At 68.3% G+C, this 15,352-nt stretch carries 18 protein-coding genes and 1 riboswitch; of the genes, 8 read left to right on the top strand and 10 right to left on the bottom strand.

The genetic code is table 11. The features are described 5' to 3' along the window. Nucleotide 1: 1 nt before the first annotated feature. A complete protein-coding gene (locus EXQ71_02385; protein MSO86351.1) occupies nucleotides 2-868 on the bottom strand; it encodes a hypothetical protein in 867 nt (288 codons plus the stop codon). 34 nt (nucleotides 869-902) lie between these two features. On the opposite strand from EXQ71_02385, the gene EXQ71_02380 reads away from it, so the two are divergent. Further along, entirely contained in the window at nucleotides 903-3,020 is a 2,118-nt protein-coding gene (locus tag EXQ71_02380; GenBank protein ID MSO86350.1) for a hypothetical protein, read from the top strand. Nucleotides 3,021-3,026: 6 nt separating this feature from the next. Here the strand turns inward: EXQ71_02380 and EXQ71_02375 are convergent, their stop codons facing one another. Further along, nucleotides 3,027-3,695: a metal-dependent transcriptional regulator gene (locus EXQ71_02375; protein MSO86349.1), complete on the bottom strand. Its 669-nt coding sequence runs from the start codon at nucleotides 3,693-3,695 to the stop codon at nucleotides 3,027-3,029. A gap of 60 nt (nucleotides 3,696-3,755) precedes the next feature. Next, the gene (locus EXQ71_02370) at nucleotides 3,756-4,691 is read right to left on the bottom strand and encodes a sucrase ferredoxin (GenBank protein MSO86348.1); all 936 of its coding nucleotides are present in this window, start codon (nucleotides 4,689-4,691) and stop codon (nucleotides 3,756-3,758) included. Nucleotides 4,692-4,722: 31 nt separating this feature from the next. Further along, a riboswitch (cobalamin riboswitch) is annotated at nucleotides 4,723-4,874 on the top strand. A gap of 102 nt (nucleotides 4,875-4,976) precedes the next feature. On the opposite strand from EXQ71_02370, the gene EXQ71_02365 reads away from it, so the two are divergent. The 5 genes from EXQ71_02365 to EXQ71_02345 are packed head-to-tail and all read left to right on the top strand — an operon-like array spanning nucleotide 4,977 to nucleotide 10,731. Then, on the top strand, nucleotides 4,977-6,314 hold the full coding sequence (locus EXQ71_02365; protein MSO86347.1) for a hypothetical protein: 1,338 nt from the start codon (nucleotides 4,977-4,979) through the stop codon (nucleotides 6,312-6,314). A gap of 1 nt (nucleotide 6,315) precedes the next feature. Next, complete coding sequence (locus tag EXQ71_02360; GenBank protein ID MSO86346.1) at nucleotides 6,316-7,158, top strand: hypothetical protein; 843 nt, start codon at nucleotides 6,316-6,318, stop codon at nucleotides 7,156-7,158. Next, nucleotides 7,155-8,294 (top strand): energy-coupling factor transporter transmembrane protein EcfT, encoded by a 1,140-nt coding sequence (locus EXQ71_02355; protein MSO86345.1) that lies wholly within the window; start codon nucleotides 7,155-7,157, stop codon nucleotides 8,292-8,294. The genes EXQ71_02360 and EXQ71_02355 overlap by 4 nt, the downstream gene beginning before the upstream one ends. Continuing rightward, on the top strand, nucleotides 8,291-9,889 hold the full coding sequence (locus EXQ71_02350) for an ABC transporter ATP-binding protein (protein ID MSO86344.1): 1,599 nt from the start codon (nucleotides 8,291-8,293) through the stop codon (nucleotides 9,887-9,889). The genes EXQ71_02355 and EXQ71_02350 overlap by 4 nt, the downstream gene beginning before the upstream one ends. Continuing rightward, nucleotides 9,886-10,731, top strand: a complete 846-nt coding sequence (locus tag EXQ71_02345; GenBank protein ID MSO86343.1) for an ECF transporter S component — start codon at nucleotides 9,886-9,888, stop codon at nucleotides 10,729-10,731. The genes EXQ71_02350 and EXQ71_02345 overlap by 4 nt, the downstream gene beginning before the upstream one ends. Here EXQ71_02345 and EXQ71_02340 read toward each other — a convergent pair. From EXQ71_02340 to EXQ71_02325, 4 genes are all read right to left on the bottom strand, one after another. Further along, nucleotides 10,722-10,985 (bottom strand): hypothetical protein, encoded by a 264-nt coding sequence (locus EXQ71_02340; GenBank protein MSO86342.1) that lies wholly within the window; start codon nucleotides 10,983-10,985, stop codon nucleotides 10,722-10,724. The two genes, EXQ71_02345 and EXQ71_02340, sit on opposite strands and share 10 nt — an antisense overlap. A gap of 273 nt (nucleotides 10,986-11,258) precedes the next feature. Further along, a complete protein-coding gene (locus tag EXQ71_02335) occupies nucleotides 11,259-11,450 on the bottom strand; it encodes a hypothetical protein (GenBank protein ID MSO86341.1) in 192 nt (63 codons plus the stop codon). A gap of 90 nt (nucleotides 11,451-11,540) precedes the next feature. Continuing rightward, nucleotides 11,541-12,128 (bottom strand): ribosome biogenesis GTP-binding protein YsxC, encoded by a 588-nt coding sequence (ysxC, locus tag EXQ71_02330; GenBank protein ID MSO86340.1) that lies wholly within the window; start codon nucleotides 12,126-12,128, stop codon nucleotides 11,541-11,543. A gap of 68 nt (nucleotides 12,129-12,196) precedes the next feature. Then, nucleotides 12,197-12,556 carry an RNA-binding S4 domain-containing protein gene (locus tag EXQ71_02325; GenBank protein ID MSO86339.1) on the bottom strand — a complete coding sequence of 120 codons (360 nt, stop codon included), beginning with the start codon at nucleotides 12,554-12,556 and terminating at the stop codon, nucleotides 12,197-12,199. A gap of 56 nt (nucleotides 12,557-12,612) precedes the next feature. Here EXQ71_02325 and EXQ71_02320 point away from each other — a divergent pair, with 56 nt between their 5' ends. Continuing rightward, nucleotides 12,613-13,116 (top strand): steroid delta-isomerase, encoded by a 504-nt coding sequence (locus tag EXQ71_02320; protein ID MSO86338.1) that lies wholly within the window; start codon nucleotides 12,613-12,615, stop codon nucleotides 13,114-13,116. Beyond that, complete coding sequence (locus tag EXQ71_02315; GenBank protein MSO86337.1) at nucleotides 13,113-13,529, top strand: glyoxalase; 417 nt, start codon at nucleotides 13,113-13,115, stop codon at nucleotides 13,527-13,529. Before EXQ71_02320 ends, EXQ71_02315 begins: the two co-directional genes overlap by 4 nt. 27 nt (nucleotides 13,530-13,556) lie before the next feature. On the opposite strand, the gene EXQ71_02310 is transcribed toward EXQ71_02315, so the two are convergent. The 3 genes from EXQ71_02310 to EXQ71_02300 form a co-directional block, all read right to left on the bottom strand. Then, nucleotides 13,557-14,258, bottom strand: coding sequence for a hypothetical protein (locus EXQ71_02310; protein MSO86336.1), 702 nt, complete (start codon nucleotides 14,256-14,258; stop codon nucleotides 13,557-13,559). Between the two features lie 14 nt (nucleotides 14,259-14,272). Further along, entirely contained in the window at nucleotides 14,273-14,827 is a 555-nt protein-coding gene (locus EXQ71_02305; GenBank protein MSO86335.1) for an alpha-ketoglutarate-dependent dioxygenase AlkB, read from the bottom strand. 119 nt (nucleotides 14,828-14,946) lie between these two features. Then, nucleotides 14,947-15,351: a PPOX class F420-dependent oxidoreductase gene (locus tag EXQ71_02300; protein MSO86334.1), complete on the bottom strand. Its 405-nt coding sequence runs from the start codon at nucleotides 15,349-15,351 to the stop codon at nucleotides 14,947-14,949. Nucleotide 15,352: the final 1 nt, after the last annotated feature.

Raw genomic sequence — 15,352 nt, 5'->3', positions numbered from 1 at the left:
GCTAGTAGCGGAGTTCGGCGAGCAGGCCGAGATGGTCGCTGGCCACCACGTTGTCCACCGGCTCGAGGCATTCGACGGTGGCCTGGGTGACATGACCGACGCCGCCCGCTTTGGGCCAACCGACGAAGATGTAGTCGATTCGGCGGTCGGGTTCGAGATCGAGGAGGGCGTAGGGGTTGTCGTTGCTCCAGGTGGCCCCGCTCGTACTCGAGGGCGAGGGCTGACCGGCCATCACCCACGCGTCGTGGAACACCAACTTGGGCACCGCGGTGGCGGCGAGTCCGTTCAGCATGCGGATCTCGTCGCTGTCGGGGTCGGCGTTGAAGTCGCCACAGAGGATGGGGGCCACCGCGCGACCCCCCGGGGGCTTGGACGCTTCGATAAAGGCGCAGATGGCTCGTACCTGATCCTGGCGGGTGGCGCTCTGGTCGAACCGCCAGTTGAGGTGCGTGCTGAACACCTGCAGCGCCCCGCGGGGTCCGCTGATGTCGGCCCGTACGCAGGTGCGGAGTTCGTCCACGTCCGCCTCGGCCGGGAGCGGAAGGACGTCGCTGTCGGTGATCGGCCAGCGCGACAAGATGGCGTTGCCGAAGCGCACCCCGTCGAGTTCGAGGCGGGCGCCGTACACATGGTGGTAGCCGAGAGCGTTGGCCAGTTCGGCGGCGAAGTTCACCTCCCCGTCGTCCCACACTTCCTGGAGGCAGATGACATCGGCGTCGAGGCGGGCCAGCACTGCGGCGATGGCGGGCCGCCGGGCTTCCCAGGGGCCAAAGCGCCACCACAGGTTCCAGGTGAGCACCCGCAGGCGGGTATCGACGAGGGTTCCGAATGATCCGGTGCTATCGGTCACAACCCGATCATGGCCCAGGTAGGCTTACAGGTCCCCTTTATTCCACCCGAGGATGCTGGTGTCGCACCCCGACCTGCCTTCCGAGCAGGCCCACATTGATCGTGCCTACCTCAGTCTGGAGCGCTCGCGCGTGGACGCCACCCGCCTGCGTTCCATGGTGGAAGTGGGCAAAGGTGGCACCGAGCAGGCCCGGTGGGAGCGCGAGATGATCGAGGGCAACATCGCTCTGCGGCTGGCTTCCCTCCAACTCGGCGATGCCAGCCTGGTGTTCGGGCGGATTGATCGCACGCAGGCGGCGGGCGGAGATTCGTTCTACATCGGCCGGATGGCGGTGTCGGATGAAGAGCGTGAGCCGCTAGTGGTGGACTGGCGGGCCCCCGTGGCCGAGCCTTTTTACCGGGCCACCGGGCGGGAGGCGATGGATCTCGTGCGCCGTCGCCATTTCTCGACCCGGGGGCGCCAACTCCTGGCCATCGAAGACGAGTTATTCGGTGAGTCGGCTGGCGTGCTCGGCGGTGTTCTGTCGATCACCGATGAGGGTCGCGAGATCCGGGGTCAGAGCACGCTCATCGCCGCGTTGGAGGAGGTGCGCACGGGCCGCCTCGGCGACATCGTGGCCACGATCCAGGGGGAGCAGGACGAAATCATTCGTGCCGAACTCCCGGGTGTCCTGGTGGTTCAGGGCGGTCCGGGAACCGGCAAGACGGTGGTGGCACTGCACCGTGCCGCCTATCTCCTCTACACCCATCGTTTCCCGCTCGAAGGGCAGGGGGTGCTGGTGGTGGGGCCGAACCGGCTGTTCCTCGGGTACATCGAGCAGGTGTTGCCGAGCCTGGGGGAGGCCGGGGTGGAGTTGGCGGTCCTCGCCGACCTCCTGCACCGCCCGGGAAACCTGCGCATCGAGGGCCGCGATCGTCCCGAGACCGCTCGCGTCAAAGGCGATCTTCGGATGGCCAAGGTTCTGGCCAAGGCCGTCCATGACCGCCAGCGCCCGCTCCGGCGCACCATGCGGGTGGGCTATGGCGTGCAAACCCTCACCCTCACGCCGGGGCAGAGCAAGATCATCGTGGCCGATGCCAAGCGCCGCTTCCAGACCCATAACGCGGGCCGCCGCCATGTGGTGTCCAGTCTGTTCGCCACCCTGGCCGACAGTGCCCGCCTGCCGACCGAGGCTCAAGAGGTGCGCGACCGGCTCCAGCACGCGCCGGAGGTGACCGAGGCTCTCGAACGTATGTGGCCGGTGCTCTCGCCCGCTGATCTCCTCCATGATCTGTGGGGCTCCGCCGCGCTGATTCATCTCGCCGCCGGGTCGCGTTTGTCGGAGGCGGAGAAGGCGTCATTGGTGCGCGATCGATCGGCGTCGGTGGGCGAAGCCACCTGGACCGTGGATGACGTACCCCTGCTCGACGAAGCGCGCGCCCTCCTCGGGTCCAAGCCCCGGCGGCGTCGTCCCGGAGTGGCGGTCAACGACGACGTGCGCACCTACGGCCACATCGTGGTGGATGAGGCTCAGGACCTGTCGCCGATGCAGTTGCGGATGCTCACCCGGCGGTCCCTCAGTGGCTCGATGACCGTGGTGGGCGACATCGCCCAGTCCACCGGGGCGTGGGCCCACGCGGACTGGGGGGAGGTGCTCGGACTGCTCCCGGAGCGCCGACCCACCCGGCGCCGGGAACTCACCATCGGCTACCGCTTGCCCGGCCCGAACATGGTGTTGGCCGCCAAGGTGCTGGCGCTGGCCGCCCCTGATCTGAAGCCCCCGTCGGCGGTGCGCGAGACGGGCGATGAGCCTCGCTTTGTGAGGGCCGACGCCGGCCGGATCGGTGAGGTGGCGGTGCAGCAGGCGCTCATCGAACGCGACGCGGTGGATCCCGGCAGCGTGGCGGTGATCGTCCCGGACTCGCTCGTCGAGGTCGTGGCGACTGCGTTCGATCGGGCCGGGGTGGACGTTGGTCGGGCGGCCCGCAACGGCCTCAACCTCCAGATCACCCTCGTGCCCGTGAGCCTGGTGAAGGGCCTCGAACTCGATGCCACGGTGGTGGTAGAACCGGCGGCCATCCTCACCGAGGAGGTGCAGGGGGCGCGGTCGCTCTACGTGGCGCTCACGAGAGCTACCAAGCGCCTCGTGGTCGTGCACGAGGCCCCCCTCCCCGAGGTCCTATGCCCCTAGTGGCGGTCAGACGGTCACGAGAATGCGTTGGCTGGCGAAGGCACCAATGCCGATGTGGCGACCGTTGACTTCCACCGTGGTGGTGCCGTCGGGGGAGGCGGCGGTGATTGTTCCGGTCTTACCGGGAACGACATCGGCATCCTCGAGGAACTCAAGCAGACCCGGAGTGAACTCCAACTCCTCGGGGATGCGACTCACGATGAAACTGCCCCCCACCTGCACATCGCTCAGCGGCACCGCCGCCGGTGCGTGGTAGTCCGCGCCCGGGATCGGGTTGCCGTGGGGGCAGGTAGTGGGGTTGCCGAGCACGCGCACCATGGCTGATTCGACTGGCTCGGAGATGATGTGCTCCCATTTGCCGGCCTCTTGGTGGGCCTCGGCCCAGGAGAGGTCGAGGATGTCGGTGAGAAAACGTTCGGCGAGCCGGTGACGGCGCACCACTTTCTCCGCTAGGCGCTGGCCATCGAGGGTGAGGCTGATGGAGTTGTGCACGATGGCCACCAGTCCCTCGGCCTCCAGGCGTTTGATCATTTCGGAGACGGCGGGCCGCGACACGAGGAGGCGTTCGGCGATACGGGCCTGGATGACCTCGACGTCGTCTTCCCGAAGCTCGTAGATGGCCTCGCAGTACTCCTCGAACGCCGGGTGAAATTCCGGGGTTTGGTAGTCGGCCATACCGAAAGGGTACGGCATGGCCCGCTTAGTGGGCGCAAGGGATGCGGGGGGTGGTCCCCGTCAGCCCATTTCCAGCGACGAGAGCCGCAACTCGGGGGCGGACTTCTGGGCTAATTCGGGCGGCGATCCGCAGACGAGCACAGGGAGGGTTCTCGTTACCTCTACCTCGCCGGTGGCCCGACCGCCCTCCCATTCGAGGGTGACGGTGGCGTGCTGCTGGTTCGGGGCGATGGTGGTTTCGGCTCGGGTGACGTTGGTGGTGAGCCACCCCCAGCCGTACTCGTTGAACAGCGCCCGCTCCACCACCTGGGCCCACATCCCCAAGCCGGTCGTGCCACGGTCGTGCTCGGCGAGGTCGGCGACAGTGGCGGTGCGCGCCACTACGCCCTCGAGAAGGTCGGCATCCACCGAAGCCCAGGCGCGACCCTCCGGTAGCGTGATGGCGGTGGGGGCGAATCGGTGGCCGCCGGTGTGGCTGCACCGCCAGACGCGAGCGTCGCAACCTCGCGCCGCCAACTCGATGTGGAGCCGCGTGCCCCAGCGTCCGCAGCACGTATCGCGGCGGCCGTGGGCACACACCAGCACCTCCGGGGGCGCCTCACCCACCGCAGTGCTCCACTGGCTGCTGTCGCGGAAGGGATCCTCGATAAGGGAATCGAGCAGAGCGGGAATCTCGGCCACGGCCACGCGATGGTCCACCCCCACGAGCTCATTGGTGCGCACGCGCCAACGGTGTACGACGCGCCGGAGGCCATCGCGGCTCTGATCGTGGTGGGGCACCACGGCCATGACTCGCACGCCGGGCGCCCTGGCCGCCTTGGCCAGGGCGGGGATCTCACTCACATCGTGGGGCCAGGGCAGGGGCCACTCCACGAGGATCATGGCATCGAAGGACTCGGCCGAGCCGATGGGGTCTACGCCCTGGGCCTGTGTCCACACTGCGCAGCGGAACTGGGGGTCGTGCGGCCCGGCGGGAGGCTGATCGAGTTCGGTCATCGCTTCTCAGGGTAGGGGCATTGTCAGCGAGCCGAGAGTTTACGGCTACGGTGACCATCTCAATAACAAATCGCTCTTGGGCGGGGGAAGCCGGTTGAATTCCGGCACTGACCCGCAGCCGTAAGCCTGTCGTCGTCGCACTTCGGGCAAGTCGGAATGCCCGCCCCGAGCGCATTGGCTCCACTCAACGTCGAGGTCTACGTATCGGGAGCCCGGGATTGACCTCGCTTTATTGTGGTGCCGACTCCGGGCGATGTGCGCTCCTCGCCTCCCAGAAGGTCATCCATGATGAAACGGTATTTCCCTCGCTGGTGTTTCAGCGCCACGGTTCTCGCTCTGTTGGGCTCCCTTGTTGTCCACCCCTCGCCCGCAATGGCGGTGGAAGGCTCCCGAGCCGATGCGGGCTTGGCGTGGCTAGCGGGTGAGCTCGCAGCCCGCAGCGGGATGCTTACCGTGACCTTTGGGGACGACGAGTACGCCGATCCAGGGCTCACGATCGATGCCATTCTCGCCGAGGTAGCCGGTGGCCATCGTGATGATCCTGCTGTCGCCGAGGCCGTGGCGGCGGTGGATGCCGAGACGTTCAACTATGTCAATCAGTTCTCGCTGTACCCCGCCGACCGCGCCGCCAACGCCACTGCCAAGGCGTTGCTGCTGCAAGGAGTACTCGGAACCGACCTTGGCGACACCGTAGACCTCGAGCCTGAACTGCGGGCGCTGATGGCCACCATGGGCGACGAGATCGGCCGCTTCAACGACACTGATCTGCAGGGCTCTGGGAACTATTCCAACGGGCTCGGGCAGGCGTTGGCGCTGCTTGCCTTGGACCGCACCAGCGGTGGTGTCCCGCCCGAGGCGGTGAGTTTTCTGCTCGACCAACAGTGCTCGGACGGCGGTTTCCGCCTCTACTACTTCGGCTATGTCACCAGTTACGACCCGTTTGAAACCGAGAACAGCCTGACCTGCACCGACCCCACCACCGCCGACGTGGACGCCAGCGCGCTGGCGCTGCAGGCCCTGTTGGCCATCCCCGCCACTCCGGCCACGGAGGCCGCCGCCGCTTCGGCGGTGGAGTTCCTTCTCGCCGCCCAGCAGCCTTCCGGCGGCTACTTGGGTTCGGGCGCGGTCAACGCCAACAGCACCGGGTTGGCCGGCCAGGCCCTACGGGCCGCCGGTGAGACGGGAGCCGCCGATCTGGCGGCGGCGTTGGTGGCGTCGTTGCAGATTGGGGAGTGCGCCGACCTCGGTGCCATTGCCTACGACGCCCTCGGTTTTTCGGCCGGGCTCGATGCCGACCGTGATCAGTGGATTCGCGCCAGTGCCCAGGGGGTCATGGGGCTCGGCCTGGCGAGCTACGGAACGATCGGATCGGTGGCTCCCGTCTCGGCAGGTCTGGAGCCGTTGGTCTGCCCGGAGGTGGTGGTTCCCGAGGTGGTTCCCGAGGTGGTTCCCGAGGTGGTTCCCGTGGAGGTACTCGCCTCTGAGGTGGGTCTGGAGAACACGCTGCCGGTGACCGGGCGGCACACGGGGAGCGAAGTGGGAGTGGCGCTGCTGCTGTTGCTGGTGGGCGCGGCGCTGTTGGGTTCCCGGCGGCGGCTAGATAGCCCGGACGGGCGCCGTTGACATGACCTTCGCCCGCCGCCTTTGTCTCTTCGTCACGGTTGTCGTCGGCGCGTCGGGGGGCTTGGGGGTGGCTAGTTCGGGTGCGATGGCGGGCGCCGCTAGTTCGGGGGCCTGTCTCGAGGCCAGCGGGATCACCGTGGTGGTGGATTTTGGTTCCGCCGGTGGCGGCGTGCACATCCGCTGCGCGGCGGCTCCGGTGCGCAGCGGATTTGAGGCACTGTCTAAGGCGGGCTTCGACATCACGAACGTGCGGAGCCAGCCGGGATTCCTCTGTCAGATCGAGGCCAAGCCGGTGAGCGAGTGTCAGGCTGTTCCCAGCGCTTCGCGTTACTGGTCCTACTGGCATGCCGAACGGGGCGCGGCATGGATCTACAGCACGTCGGGCGGGGCCCGGCGCCCCCCGGAGGGCAGCGTCGAAGGTTGGTCCTTCGGGGCCGGTGATCCGCCGGGGGTGGCCGTACCCGGCCCAGTGTCGACACCGGTCGTCGGCCCGTCGACGACCACGCCCGCCCCTCGCTCCGCCGCCTCCGTCAGCGACCCGCCCGCTTCCGTCGGCGCCGCCCCGCGCTCTGCCGCCCCGGTGCCCGCCGTGGCCACCGACGAGTTGGCGGTCCCCGCCGCGGCCGCCCCCGAATCGGCCCTGGACGCCGCCGATCTCGGCACCGATGCTCCCGCCGCTGATCCCGAGGAGCTCTCGGCGAATGGAGTGAGCGCCACCACCCCCGAGGTGGGCGCCGGTTCGCCCGTGGGGGTCATCGCCGCCGCGCTGGTGGTGGCGGGTCTGGCGGCGCTGGGCTGGCGGACGGCGCACCGACGGACTCATGGCGGGCCGGAGGAAGGATGATCCGCTCGGCTCGCTTGCCCCGGGCACTGCACCCTGGCGCGTGGTGGCTGTGGGCCCTGGGGATGGCGGCGGCGGCGAGTCGCACCACCAACCCGTTGTTGCTGTTGTTGATCGTGGCCGTGGTGTCCCAGGTGGTGGCGGCGCGTCGCACCGATGCGCCGTGGGCCCTGGGGTTCAGGACCTACCTCTACCTCGGTCTGGCCGTCATCGTGATCCGGGTGGTGTTCCGAATGCTGCTCGACGGGCAGTTCGGCGCCCACGTGCTCTTCACGCTCCCTGAGGTGCCCCTGCCCGCCGCCGCGATGGGGATTCGTTTGGGCGGACCGGTGTCGGCGGAAGGCCTTTTCGCCGCCCTGTGTGACGGCCTTCGGCTCGCCACCTTGCTGATCTGCGTGGGAGCGGCCAACGTCCTGGCCAATCCCAAACGACTGCTCAAGGCCATGCCCGATGCCTTGCACGAGATCGGTGTAGCCGTCACGGTGGCCCTCACGATGGCGCCGCAACTCATCGAGAGTGGTCAGCGGGTGCGCCGGGCTCGGCGCTTGCGCGCTGAGGAGTCGCGTCGCTTTCGCGTGTTCCGGGAGATTGCCATCCCGGTGATGACCGATGCTCTGGATCGTTCGTTGTTGCTGGCGGCGGCCATGGACTCGCGCGGGTATGGCCGGCGCGCCGACGTGCCCTTTGGCGCCCGAGTCGCCACGGGGGGGTTGTTGCTGGCTGGCCTGATGGGTATCTGCATCGGTACGTACTCGCTGCTCGATAGCAGCGCCCCGGGCTACCTGGGTGGTCCGTTGCTGGTGGCGGGCACCACGATGGGGTGGATCGGGGTGATGATGAGCGGTCGGCGCGTGCCGCGCACGCGCTACCGGCCCGATCCCTGGCGGGTGGAGGAATGGAGCGTGACGGTCGTGGGATTGACGGTGGCCGCGCTGATGGTGGTGGTGGGTTCGGTTACCCCGTCCGCCCTCCTGCCCTCGATCGACCCGCTGCAGTGGCCCACGCTGGCGGCCGGGCCCACGTTGGCGATCCTGCTGGGGGTGCTCCCGGCCTGGTTGGCCCCGCCAGTGGAGGGGCGCTCGCCCCGGCGGGTGTCATCGCCGGGCCATCGTCCGTCTGCGCTGGAGGCGGCCCGATGATCCACTTCGAGCACGTGACGATTCGGTACCCGAACGCGTCGTCGCCCACCTTGTGCGACGTGGACCTGGTGATCCCCGAGGGCGAACTCTGCGTGGTGGTCGGTCGTACGGGAATCGGAAAGTCCACGTTCCTCGGGGCCATCAACGGACTCGTTCCGCACTTCACTGGCGGCCATCTGGCTGGCCGCGTCACGGTGGCGGGTCGCGATACCCGTACCCATCCGCCGCGCGAACTCGCCGACGTGGTCGGGATGGTTGGGCAGGACCCCCTGGCGGGGTTCGTGACCGACAGTGTGGAGGAAGAACTGGCCTACGCCATGGAGCAGATCGGCCTGTCCGCATCAGTGATGCGCAAGCGGGTGGAGGAGACCCTCGATTTGCTCGGTATCGCCGAGTTGCGCCACCGCCCGCTCCGCAGTCTTTCCGGGGGCCAGCAGCAACGAGTGGCGATTGGCTCCGTGCTTACCCCCCAGCCGCGCATCCTCGTGCTTGACGAGCCAACCTCGGCGCTGGATCCAACCGCGGCGGAGGAGGTGCTGGCGGCGATCACTCGGCTCGTTCACGATCTCGGCATCACGGTGGTCATCGCCGAACACCGGCTGGAGCGGGTGGTGCAGTATGCCGATCGGGTGGTGCTGCTCGGCCCCGCTGGCTCGGTTACCTCGGGCGCTCCCGAAGCGATGCTGCGTACTTCGGAGGTGGCACCGCCACTAGTACGACTGGGGCGGCTCGCGGCGTGGGACCCATTGCCACTGTCGGTGCGCGATGCGCGTCGCCACGTCGCCACCCTGCGGGCGGATCTCTCGGGCTTTGTTCCCGAGCACCGCCTCATGCCGGCGGGGCCCGCGGTGCTCTCGGCTCGTGGGCTCACGGTGCGTTACGGAACCACGCTGGCGCTGCGGGGGGTGGACCTGGATGTTTCCCCCGGTCAGTTGGTGGCGGTCATGGGGCGCAACGGTGCCGGGAAGTCGTCGTTGCTGTGGGCCTTGCATCCGGCTGGGCCTCGCGGGGGCGGGACGGTGACCATCGATGGCGAGGATCCCGCCAGCCGTCGGGGGGCCATTGGCCTGGTGCCCCAGACCCCATCGGATCTGCTGTACCTGGCGACGGTGGCCGAGGAGTGCGAGCAGGCCGACCGCGAGGCACCGGCGGCGGCGGGTACCACGCGTGAGCTCCTCGATCGACTCGTGCCGGGGGTGGCGGCGGCGACTCATCCGCGGGACCTGTCGGAAGGGCAGCGACTGGGTCTGGTGCTGGCGGTACAACTGGTACGGGCGCCGTTGGTGGTGTTGCTCGATGAGCCCACCCGGGGCCTGGACACCGTGGCCAAAGCCCGGCTCACCTCGGTGCTGGTGGACCTGGCTCACCAAGGCCGTGCCATCGTGGTCTCCACGCACGATGTGGAGTTCGTGGCCACTACGGCCGACCGGGTGGTGGTCCTGGCCGAGGGAGAGGTAGTGGCCGATGGACCCACCGCCGAGGTGGTGGTGGCTTCCCCCGCCTTCGCCCCTCAGATCGCCAAGGTGTTGCACCCCGATCCGTGGCTTACCGTGGAGCAGGTTGAGCGGGCGTTGCTGAGCGGGGTGTCGGTATGACCCCCTGGCCCCGGGCCGACCGCTCGGTAGTGCCGATGGCCCCCCGCACGATGGTGGCGTTGGGGTTGGCATCGATCGCTGGACTGGCCATGTTCGCCTGGCCGCTCATTCTCACCCCGCCGGAAGGGTTTTCCCATACTCGCGACGCCCCGTACATCTTCGCGCTCATTCTTCCGGCCCTCGTGGGCATCGTGTTTGCGGAAATGACGAGCCGGGGGATGGATACGAAAGGGCTGGCCATGCTCGGCGTACTGGCGGCCCTCGGGGCTGCGCTACGGCCGCTCGGGGCGGGCACCGGTGGCATCGAACTCGTCTTCTTCCTGCTGGTGCTCGGAGGGCGGGTGTACGGCCCGGCCTTCGGGTTTGTGCTGGGATCTACCACGCTGTTTGCGTCGGCGTTGCTCACCGGTGGCATCGGACCGTGGCTCCCGTTCCAGATGTTGGCGGCGTCGTGGGTTGGGTTGGGGGCGGGCTGGCTACCCGCCGCTCGAGGTCGGGCCGAGATCGTTGTGTTGGCGGCGTACGCCGCCTGCTCGGCTTATCTCTATGGGTTCTTGGTGAACCTGTGGGGCTGGCCGTTTGCGCTTGGCACCGGCACCCCGCTGTCGTACGTCCCGGGGGCCGCCGTGGCGGAGAACCTGCGCCGCTTCGTGTTCTACACCCTGGCCACGAGCACCTGGGGTTGGGATACCGGTCGGGCCATCACCAACGTGGCGGCAGTGTTGTTGGTGGGCCCCGCCGTGCTGGTCACGTTGCGTCGCGCCGCCCGCCGAGCGGCCTTCGGCGCCCCGGTGGAGTTCCCGCTGTCTCCTGAGGGGGCGGCGAGGACCGCTCAGCGGTAGGGGCAGTGGCGGCAGTCGTTGGCGCAGCAGGACCCGCGACGAACGTGCTCGGCCGCGGTGATCACCACGGCGGCGGTGCGGGGGTCGAGGTAATCGGGCCGTCCGGCTTCCACGGCGGCGCGGTGGGCGGCGAGGATCTGGGCGCGTTGTGGGTAGCCGAGGGGGAGTCGGTCGGCATGAGGCTCGAAGAGACTTCGGCGAGCGGGTGTCTGCGTCACCCGACCAGGATGGCCCGCCGTATCCTTCGGGTTCATGTTCATTGTGAATCCGGCCGCGAGGAGCGACGATGGGGCGGGCCTGCGGAGTGGACGTTTGCCGATGCTGGCCGAGCACATCCTCGTACAAGAGGGTCGTGAGGTGATCTTCATTGGCACCGGGCGCTAACCGGTGGCCGCCATGATGGCGGCGAAGGACCCGATCCACACCGCCACTGCGCCTCGCTCGGCGGTGATGCATTCGCCTCCAGCCCGCGTCGCCCGGGGGCTGCGTGAGGGCGCGCGCCGAACGAGGCGCGTGCCCTCAGCTGGTCAGCGATTCCCGGTGACGTAGATGTGGCTGCCGGAACCGCTCAAGAGAGCGGATACGAGGATGCCGAGGGGAAGGGTTCCCCAGTAACCGACGGGGATAGACAAGTTCCCAAACAGCAGCATGAGCAGCCAGGTCGCCGGGAAGGTGGCTACGAGGAATACGACAATAAGTACCAGCACGGATCGAATCATGCGTTCATTTTGCCCAGCCGGCTGGAACTAAGTGGTGGATGATGCTTGTGAGGCTGGGTCGGGCGCGCCGTGAGGAACCGTCCGAGGGGCCTATCCAGGGGCGAGCCAAAGGCGCACGAGGTCGCGTAATCGGTCGATCCCGACGTTCTTGGCGGCACTCACCCACACCACATCACCTGGCTCGAGGTCGCAGCCGGCCGCCAGGGCTTTCTTGCGTTTTTCGCGCTGGGAGGCCTTCACCTTGTCGTGCTTGGTGGCGATGACCTGATGGGGGAGGCCTTCGGAGCGGAGCCAGGCCAGCATCGACTGGTCGAGTGGGGTGGGTCCGATCTCGCCGTCGACGAGCACCATCACCATCTCGAGTTCATGGCGTCCACTGAGGTAGGTCTCGATCATCGCGCCCATGGAGGCCCGCTGGACCTTCGAGACCTTGGCGTAGCCGTAGCCGGGACAGTCCACCATGGTGGTTCCATCGGTGAGCGCGAAGCAGTTGAGTAGTTGCGTGCGTCCGGGCGTCTTGGAGGTGTTGGCGAGCCCATTGCGGTGCGCCAACGCGTTGATCAGCGAGGATTTCCCCACGTTGGACCGCCCCACCACGGCCACCTCGGCGGGGCTGGGCGGAAGCGCGCCCAGCCGGTCGGCCGAGGTAACGAACTGCAGTTCCAGAGGCGAGGACACCCGTGCAGGTTGTCACGACTTCCCCTTCGGGGGCGTACCCGTTCGATCCGGGCCGGCGGTGAGGGTGGTCAGGAGTGGCGCCAGCGGTCCATTTGGCGTCGATCGCGTTTGGTGGGACGGCCGGCACCGCGCTCCCGCTCCGCCACTCGGGTGTGGTCCTGTTCGGGCTCGGGCGGGGTGTGGTCGACGTAGCAGCCCACGGCGATGCTGGCGCCCACTCGTTTTTCGATCACCTGGGTGACCTCGACCGTGCGGTGGCGCTCGTGGGCGTAGGCCTCTACCCGTGATCCAACCGCCACGGGGGTGGCCGGTTTGGCACTCTGGCCGTTCACGCTGACGTGTCCGCCTTTGCAGGCGGCGGTGGCCTCGGCGCGCGTCTTGTACAAGCGAACGGCCCACACCCACTTATCCACCCGGGTCGTGTCCATCAGGAGCCCTGTCCGATGTGGGGGCGGCCACCAGCGCGCCAGATCGGAGCGTCGCCATGCTCAGCCGGAGTGTTCATAGAGAACCCGACCGTATCGGGGTGCCACGGGCGGCGGGCTCCTTCCAGGGCGCTGATGGTCGTGGCGCGGTGGCGCGCTACCGTGCGGACATGGCTGCCAGCACCTCCACCATGCGCGCGGTGGTCAATGCCTACTGCGAGGTGTTCTCCCGGGGTGACCGAGCCGGGTACGTGGGGTTGTATGCGCCCGATGCCTGGATAGAGGATCCGGTTGGGTCTCCGCTCCACCACGGCTCCGAGGCCATCGGCATGTTCTTTGATCAATCGAGCTCGATGGCCGACTCGATCGAACTGCGCCTCACCGGCCCGGTGCGCGTGGCTGGTGGGGAGGCTGCCTTTCCTATGCAGGCTCGCCCCACCATGGGTGGGGTGACCTTCGTGGTGGACATCATCGACGTGATGACCTTCAACGACGCGGGCCTGATCACCACGATGCGGGCCTACTGGGACGCCGCCGAGATGCGTCCCGCTGACGACGAGTGAGCGCGGTTCCCTCCCGCCTCAACATCGTGACCCTCGGGGTACGCGACATGCCCCGGATGCGGGCGTTCTATGGGGGGCTGGGCTGGGTTGAGCGACCGGGTGGAAGTCACGAGTTTGCCGCCTTTGTTCTCGAGGGCATCGTGCTCGCCCTGTACGGCATCAACGATTTGGCCGGCGATGCCGCCCCGGGCGAACCACTGACGAAGCATGGTTGGGGCGGCCACGCGTTCGGGCTGACGGTGGAGCGGACGGACGAGGTGGACGAGGTGGTGGCGGCTATGTGCGCCGCCGGGGCCCGCAAAGTGGGTCAGGTGGTAGACCGCCCGTGGGGAGGCCGCTCCGGTTACGTGGCGGACCCAGAGGGCAACCGCTGGGAGATCCTCTGGGTGGATGGCGTCAACGCCACTGGCTGATCCACCTCCCTCAGGGAGTTGGTGGGGTTAGAGGGGTTGCCCGAGGAGAAACGTGGCGCTGAGGCCTTCGCCCCAGATGGCGACGTCGGGGGCGCGGGGCAGACCGAGCGATCGCAACTCGTCGGCTACCGGGCTGTCGCCTAGTTCGATGGTGACGTCGGCGGGGTCGACGAAGCCGGTGCCCATGTCCATCGAGAGGTCGGTGCCGTAGGGCACGCCGTCGAGGTAGGAGTAGCTCGTGGCCTCCACTCGTTCGGGGTCGCCGGTGGGGGCCGCTCGCGGAAGCGTAAGGGTGATCACGTGGTGGCCTGCCATGGCGAGGCGGAAGGTGGTGGTCGTGTCGGTGTAGGTGACCTCGAGGTCTTCGACGGTCTTGGGAAAGCCCATCACGCGGTTGCCGGCCTCGCAGGTGAAGGCCTGGTTCACGGGCATTCGGTAGACGAAGGACCCGATGATCTCCGGGGGAGCACCGGCGGGTCGGGCGAGGAAGCCAAGATTCAGTTCGTCGTAGTCGCCCCAGGGATTGCGGAGGTAATCCACCGCCGCCACTACGAGTTGGGCGGTCCCTGGGGCCACCTCCACCACCTCGAAGGCTTCGCCGGGTAGCAGGGCCGTGGCCGCAGCCGCCGGTACGGACCATAGGAGGGTGGCGGATCGCATCTCCTCCACCTCCATAGGAAAGGTGATCTCGCGTCCCTGGATCTCGCCCCAGCGGGTGGTCTTCGTCATCTGGGGGACGGTAGTCAGTTCCCGCCGGCGGCGCGGAACATCACGCTGATACGTGGCCCCGCCCGGGCCCGCTTGGGCACGCAATGCTCGTAGGTACGCTGACAGGTGCCCCCTTGGACGAGAAGATCGCCGCTGTTCATGGAGTAACTCAGCGAGGTCCCGCCGCCGTCGGGGCGCAGGAGTAACTGGCGGGTGGCGCCGAGCGAGAGGATGGCCACGGTGGTGTCGGCTCGATGGCGACCCACCCGGTCGCCGTGCCAGGCCACGGAGTCGTGGCCGTCGCGGTAGAGATTGGCCGACACCGATGGGAGGGCAACGCCGTAGTGGCGCCGCAGGGCGCTACCGATGCGGCCGAGGACGGCGGGCCGGTGGTTCCAGCGACGGGTTTCGAGCCGGGGGACACCCACTACCCGGTCGTACATCGGACGCTCGAAGGCTTTCCACGGCGCGTCGGCCAGGATCTGCGCGAAGAGCGTGTCGCTACCGGTGAGGAAGCCGGGGATGAAGTCCACCCAGGCCCCCCGATCGAGTTGTCGGCGTTCGACGCCGTGCAGGGTGGGCGAAAAGATGGCCTCGGTGTCCCCGAGGAGCGATGGTTGCCAGGTGAGGGTCCGCTCGGCAGGGATTTCTCGGCGCACGGAGGCACCCTAGTCGAACATTTGTTCGTTGGGTGGGTCGGGTGGTGGGCTCAGCGCAACCCGAGCACCCGGTCGACCCGGATCTCGATGACCACGCGGTCCAATCGATCGCCGGGCTGGCGGTACCGCTCGGCGTAACGCCGCACGCCTTCGGCCACTCGCTCCGGGTCGTCGGTGACCGTGGCGGTGCCCTCGAGGGTGAGCCAGCGTCCTCCGTCCACTTGGCTCACGGCCGCCCGGCTACCGGGGGCCGTGAGCAGGTTGCGCGCCTTGCGGGACGGGGCGAAGGTGATCACCCGGGCCAGCCCGGCGGTGGCATCCCAGGTAAAGCCCACCGCCACCACGTGCGGCGAGCCATCGGGCCGCAGGGTCGTGAGGGTGGCGAGGTGGCGCTCGGCCAGGAAGGCGAGTGCGTCCGGGGACAAGGTGGGGGGATCGGTGGGACGCATCGGAATT

This window comes from Acidimicrobiia bacterium (genome assembly GCA_009694375.1).
Taxonomy (GTDB): domain Bacteria; phylum Actinomycetota; class Acidimicrobiia; order Acidimicrobiales; family VFJN01; genus VFJN01.
The sequence above is the reverse complement of the archived record's forward strand: the minus strand, read 5'-3'. Positions and strand labels throughout refer to the sequence as shown.

Bases quoted from the DNA above. Each gene is read 5' to 3' on its own strand.
- EXQ71_02380 (MSO86350.1), top strand. From the start codon at position 903: ATGCTGGTGTCGCACCCCGACCTGCCTTCCGAGCAGGCCCACATTGAT.
- EXQ71_02375 (MSO86349.1), bottom strand. From the start codon at position 3,695: ATGGCCGACTACCAAACCCCGGAATTTCACCCGGCGTTCGAGGAGTAC.
- EXQ71_02370 (MSO86348.1), bottom strand. From the start codon at position 4,691: ATGACCGAACTCGATCAGCCTCCCGCCGGGCCGCACGACCCCCAGTTC.
- EXQ71_02365 (MSO86347.1), top strand. From the start codon at position 4,977: ATGATGAAACGGTATTTCCCTCGCTGGTGTTTCAGCGCCACGGTTCTC.
- EXQ71_02360 (MSO86346.1), top strand. From the start codon at position 6,316: ATGACCTTCGCCCGCCGCCTTTGTCTCTTCGTCACGGTTGTCGTCGGC.
- EXQ71_02355 (MSO86345.1), top strand. From the start codon at position 7,155: ATGATCCGCTCGGCTCGCTTGCCCCGGGCACTGCACCCTGGCGCGTGG.
- EXQ71_02350 (MSO86344.1), top strand. From the start codon at position 8,291: ATGATCCACTTCGAGCACGTGACGATTCGGTACCCGAACGCGTCGTCG.
- EXQ71_02345 (MSO86343.1), top strand. From the start codon at position 9,886: ATGACCCCCTGGCCCCGGGCCGACCGCTCGGTAGTGCCGATGGCCCCC.
- EXQ71_02340 (MSO86342.1), bottom strand. From the start codon at position 10,985: ATGAACCCGAAGGATACGGCGGGCCATCCTGGTCGGGTGACGCAGACA.
- EXQ71_02335 (MSO86341.1), bottom strand. From the start codon at position 11,450: ATGATTCGATCCGTGCTGGTACTTATTGTCGTATTCCTCGTAGCCACC.
- EXQ71_02325 (MSO86339.1), bottom strand. From the start codon at position 12,556: ATGGACACGACCCGGGTGGATAAGTGGGTGTGGGCCGTTCGCTTGTAC.
- EXQ71_02320 (MSO86338.1), top strand. From the start codon at position 12,613: ATGCTCAGCCGGAGTGTTCATAGAGAACCCGACCGTATCGGGGTGCCA.
- EXQ71_02310 (MSO86336.1), bottom strand. From the start codon at position 14,258: ATGACGAAGACCACCCGCTGGGGCGAGATCCAGGGACGCGAGATCACC.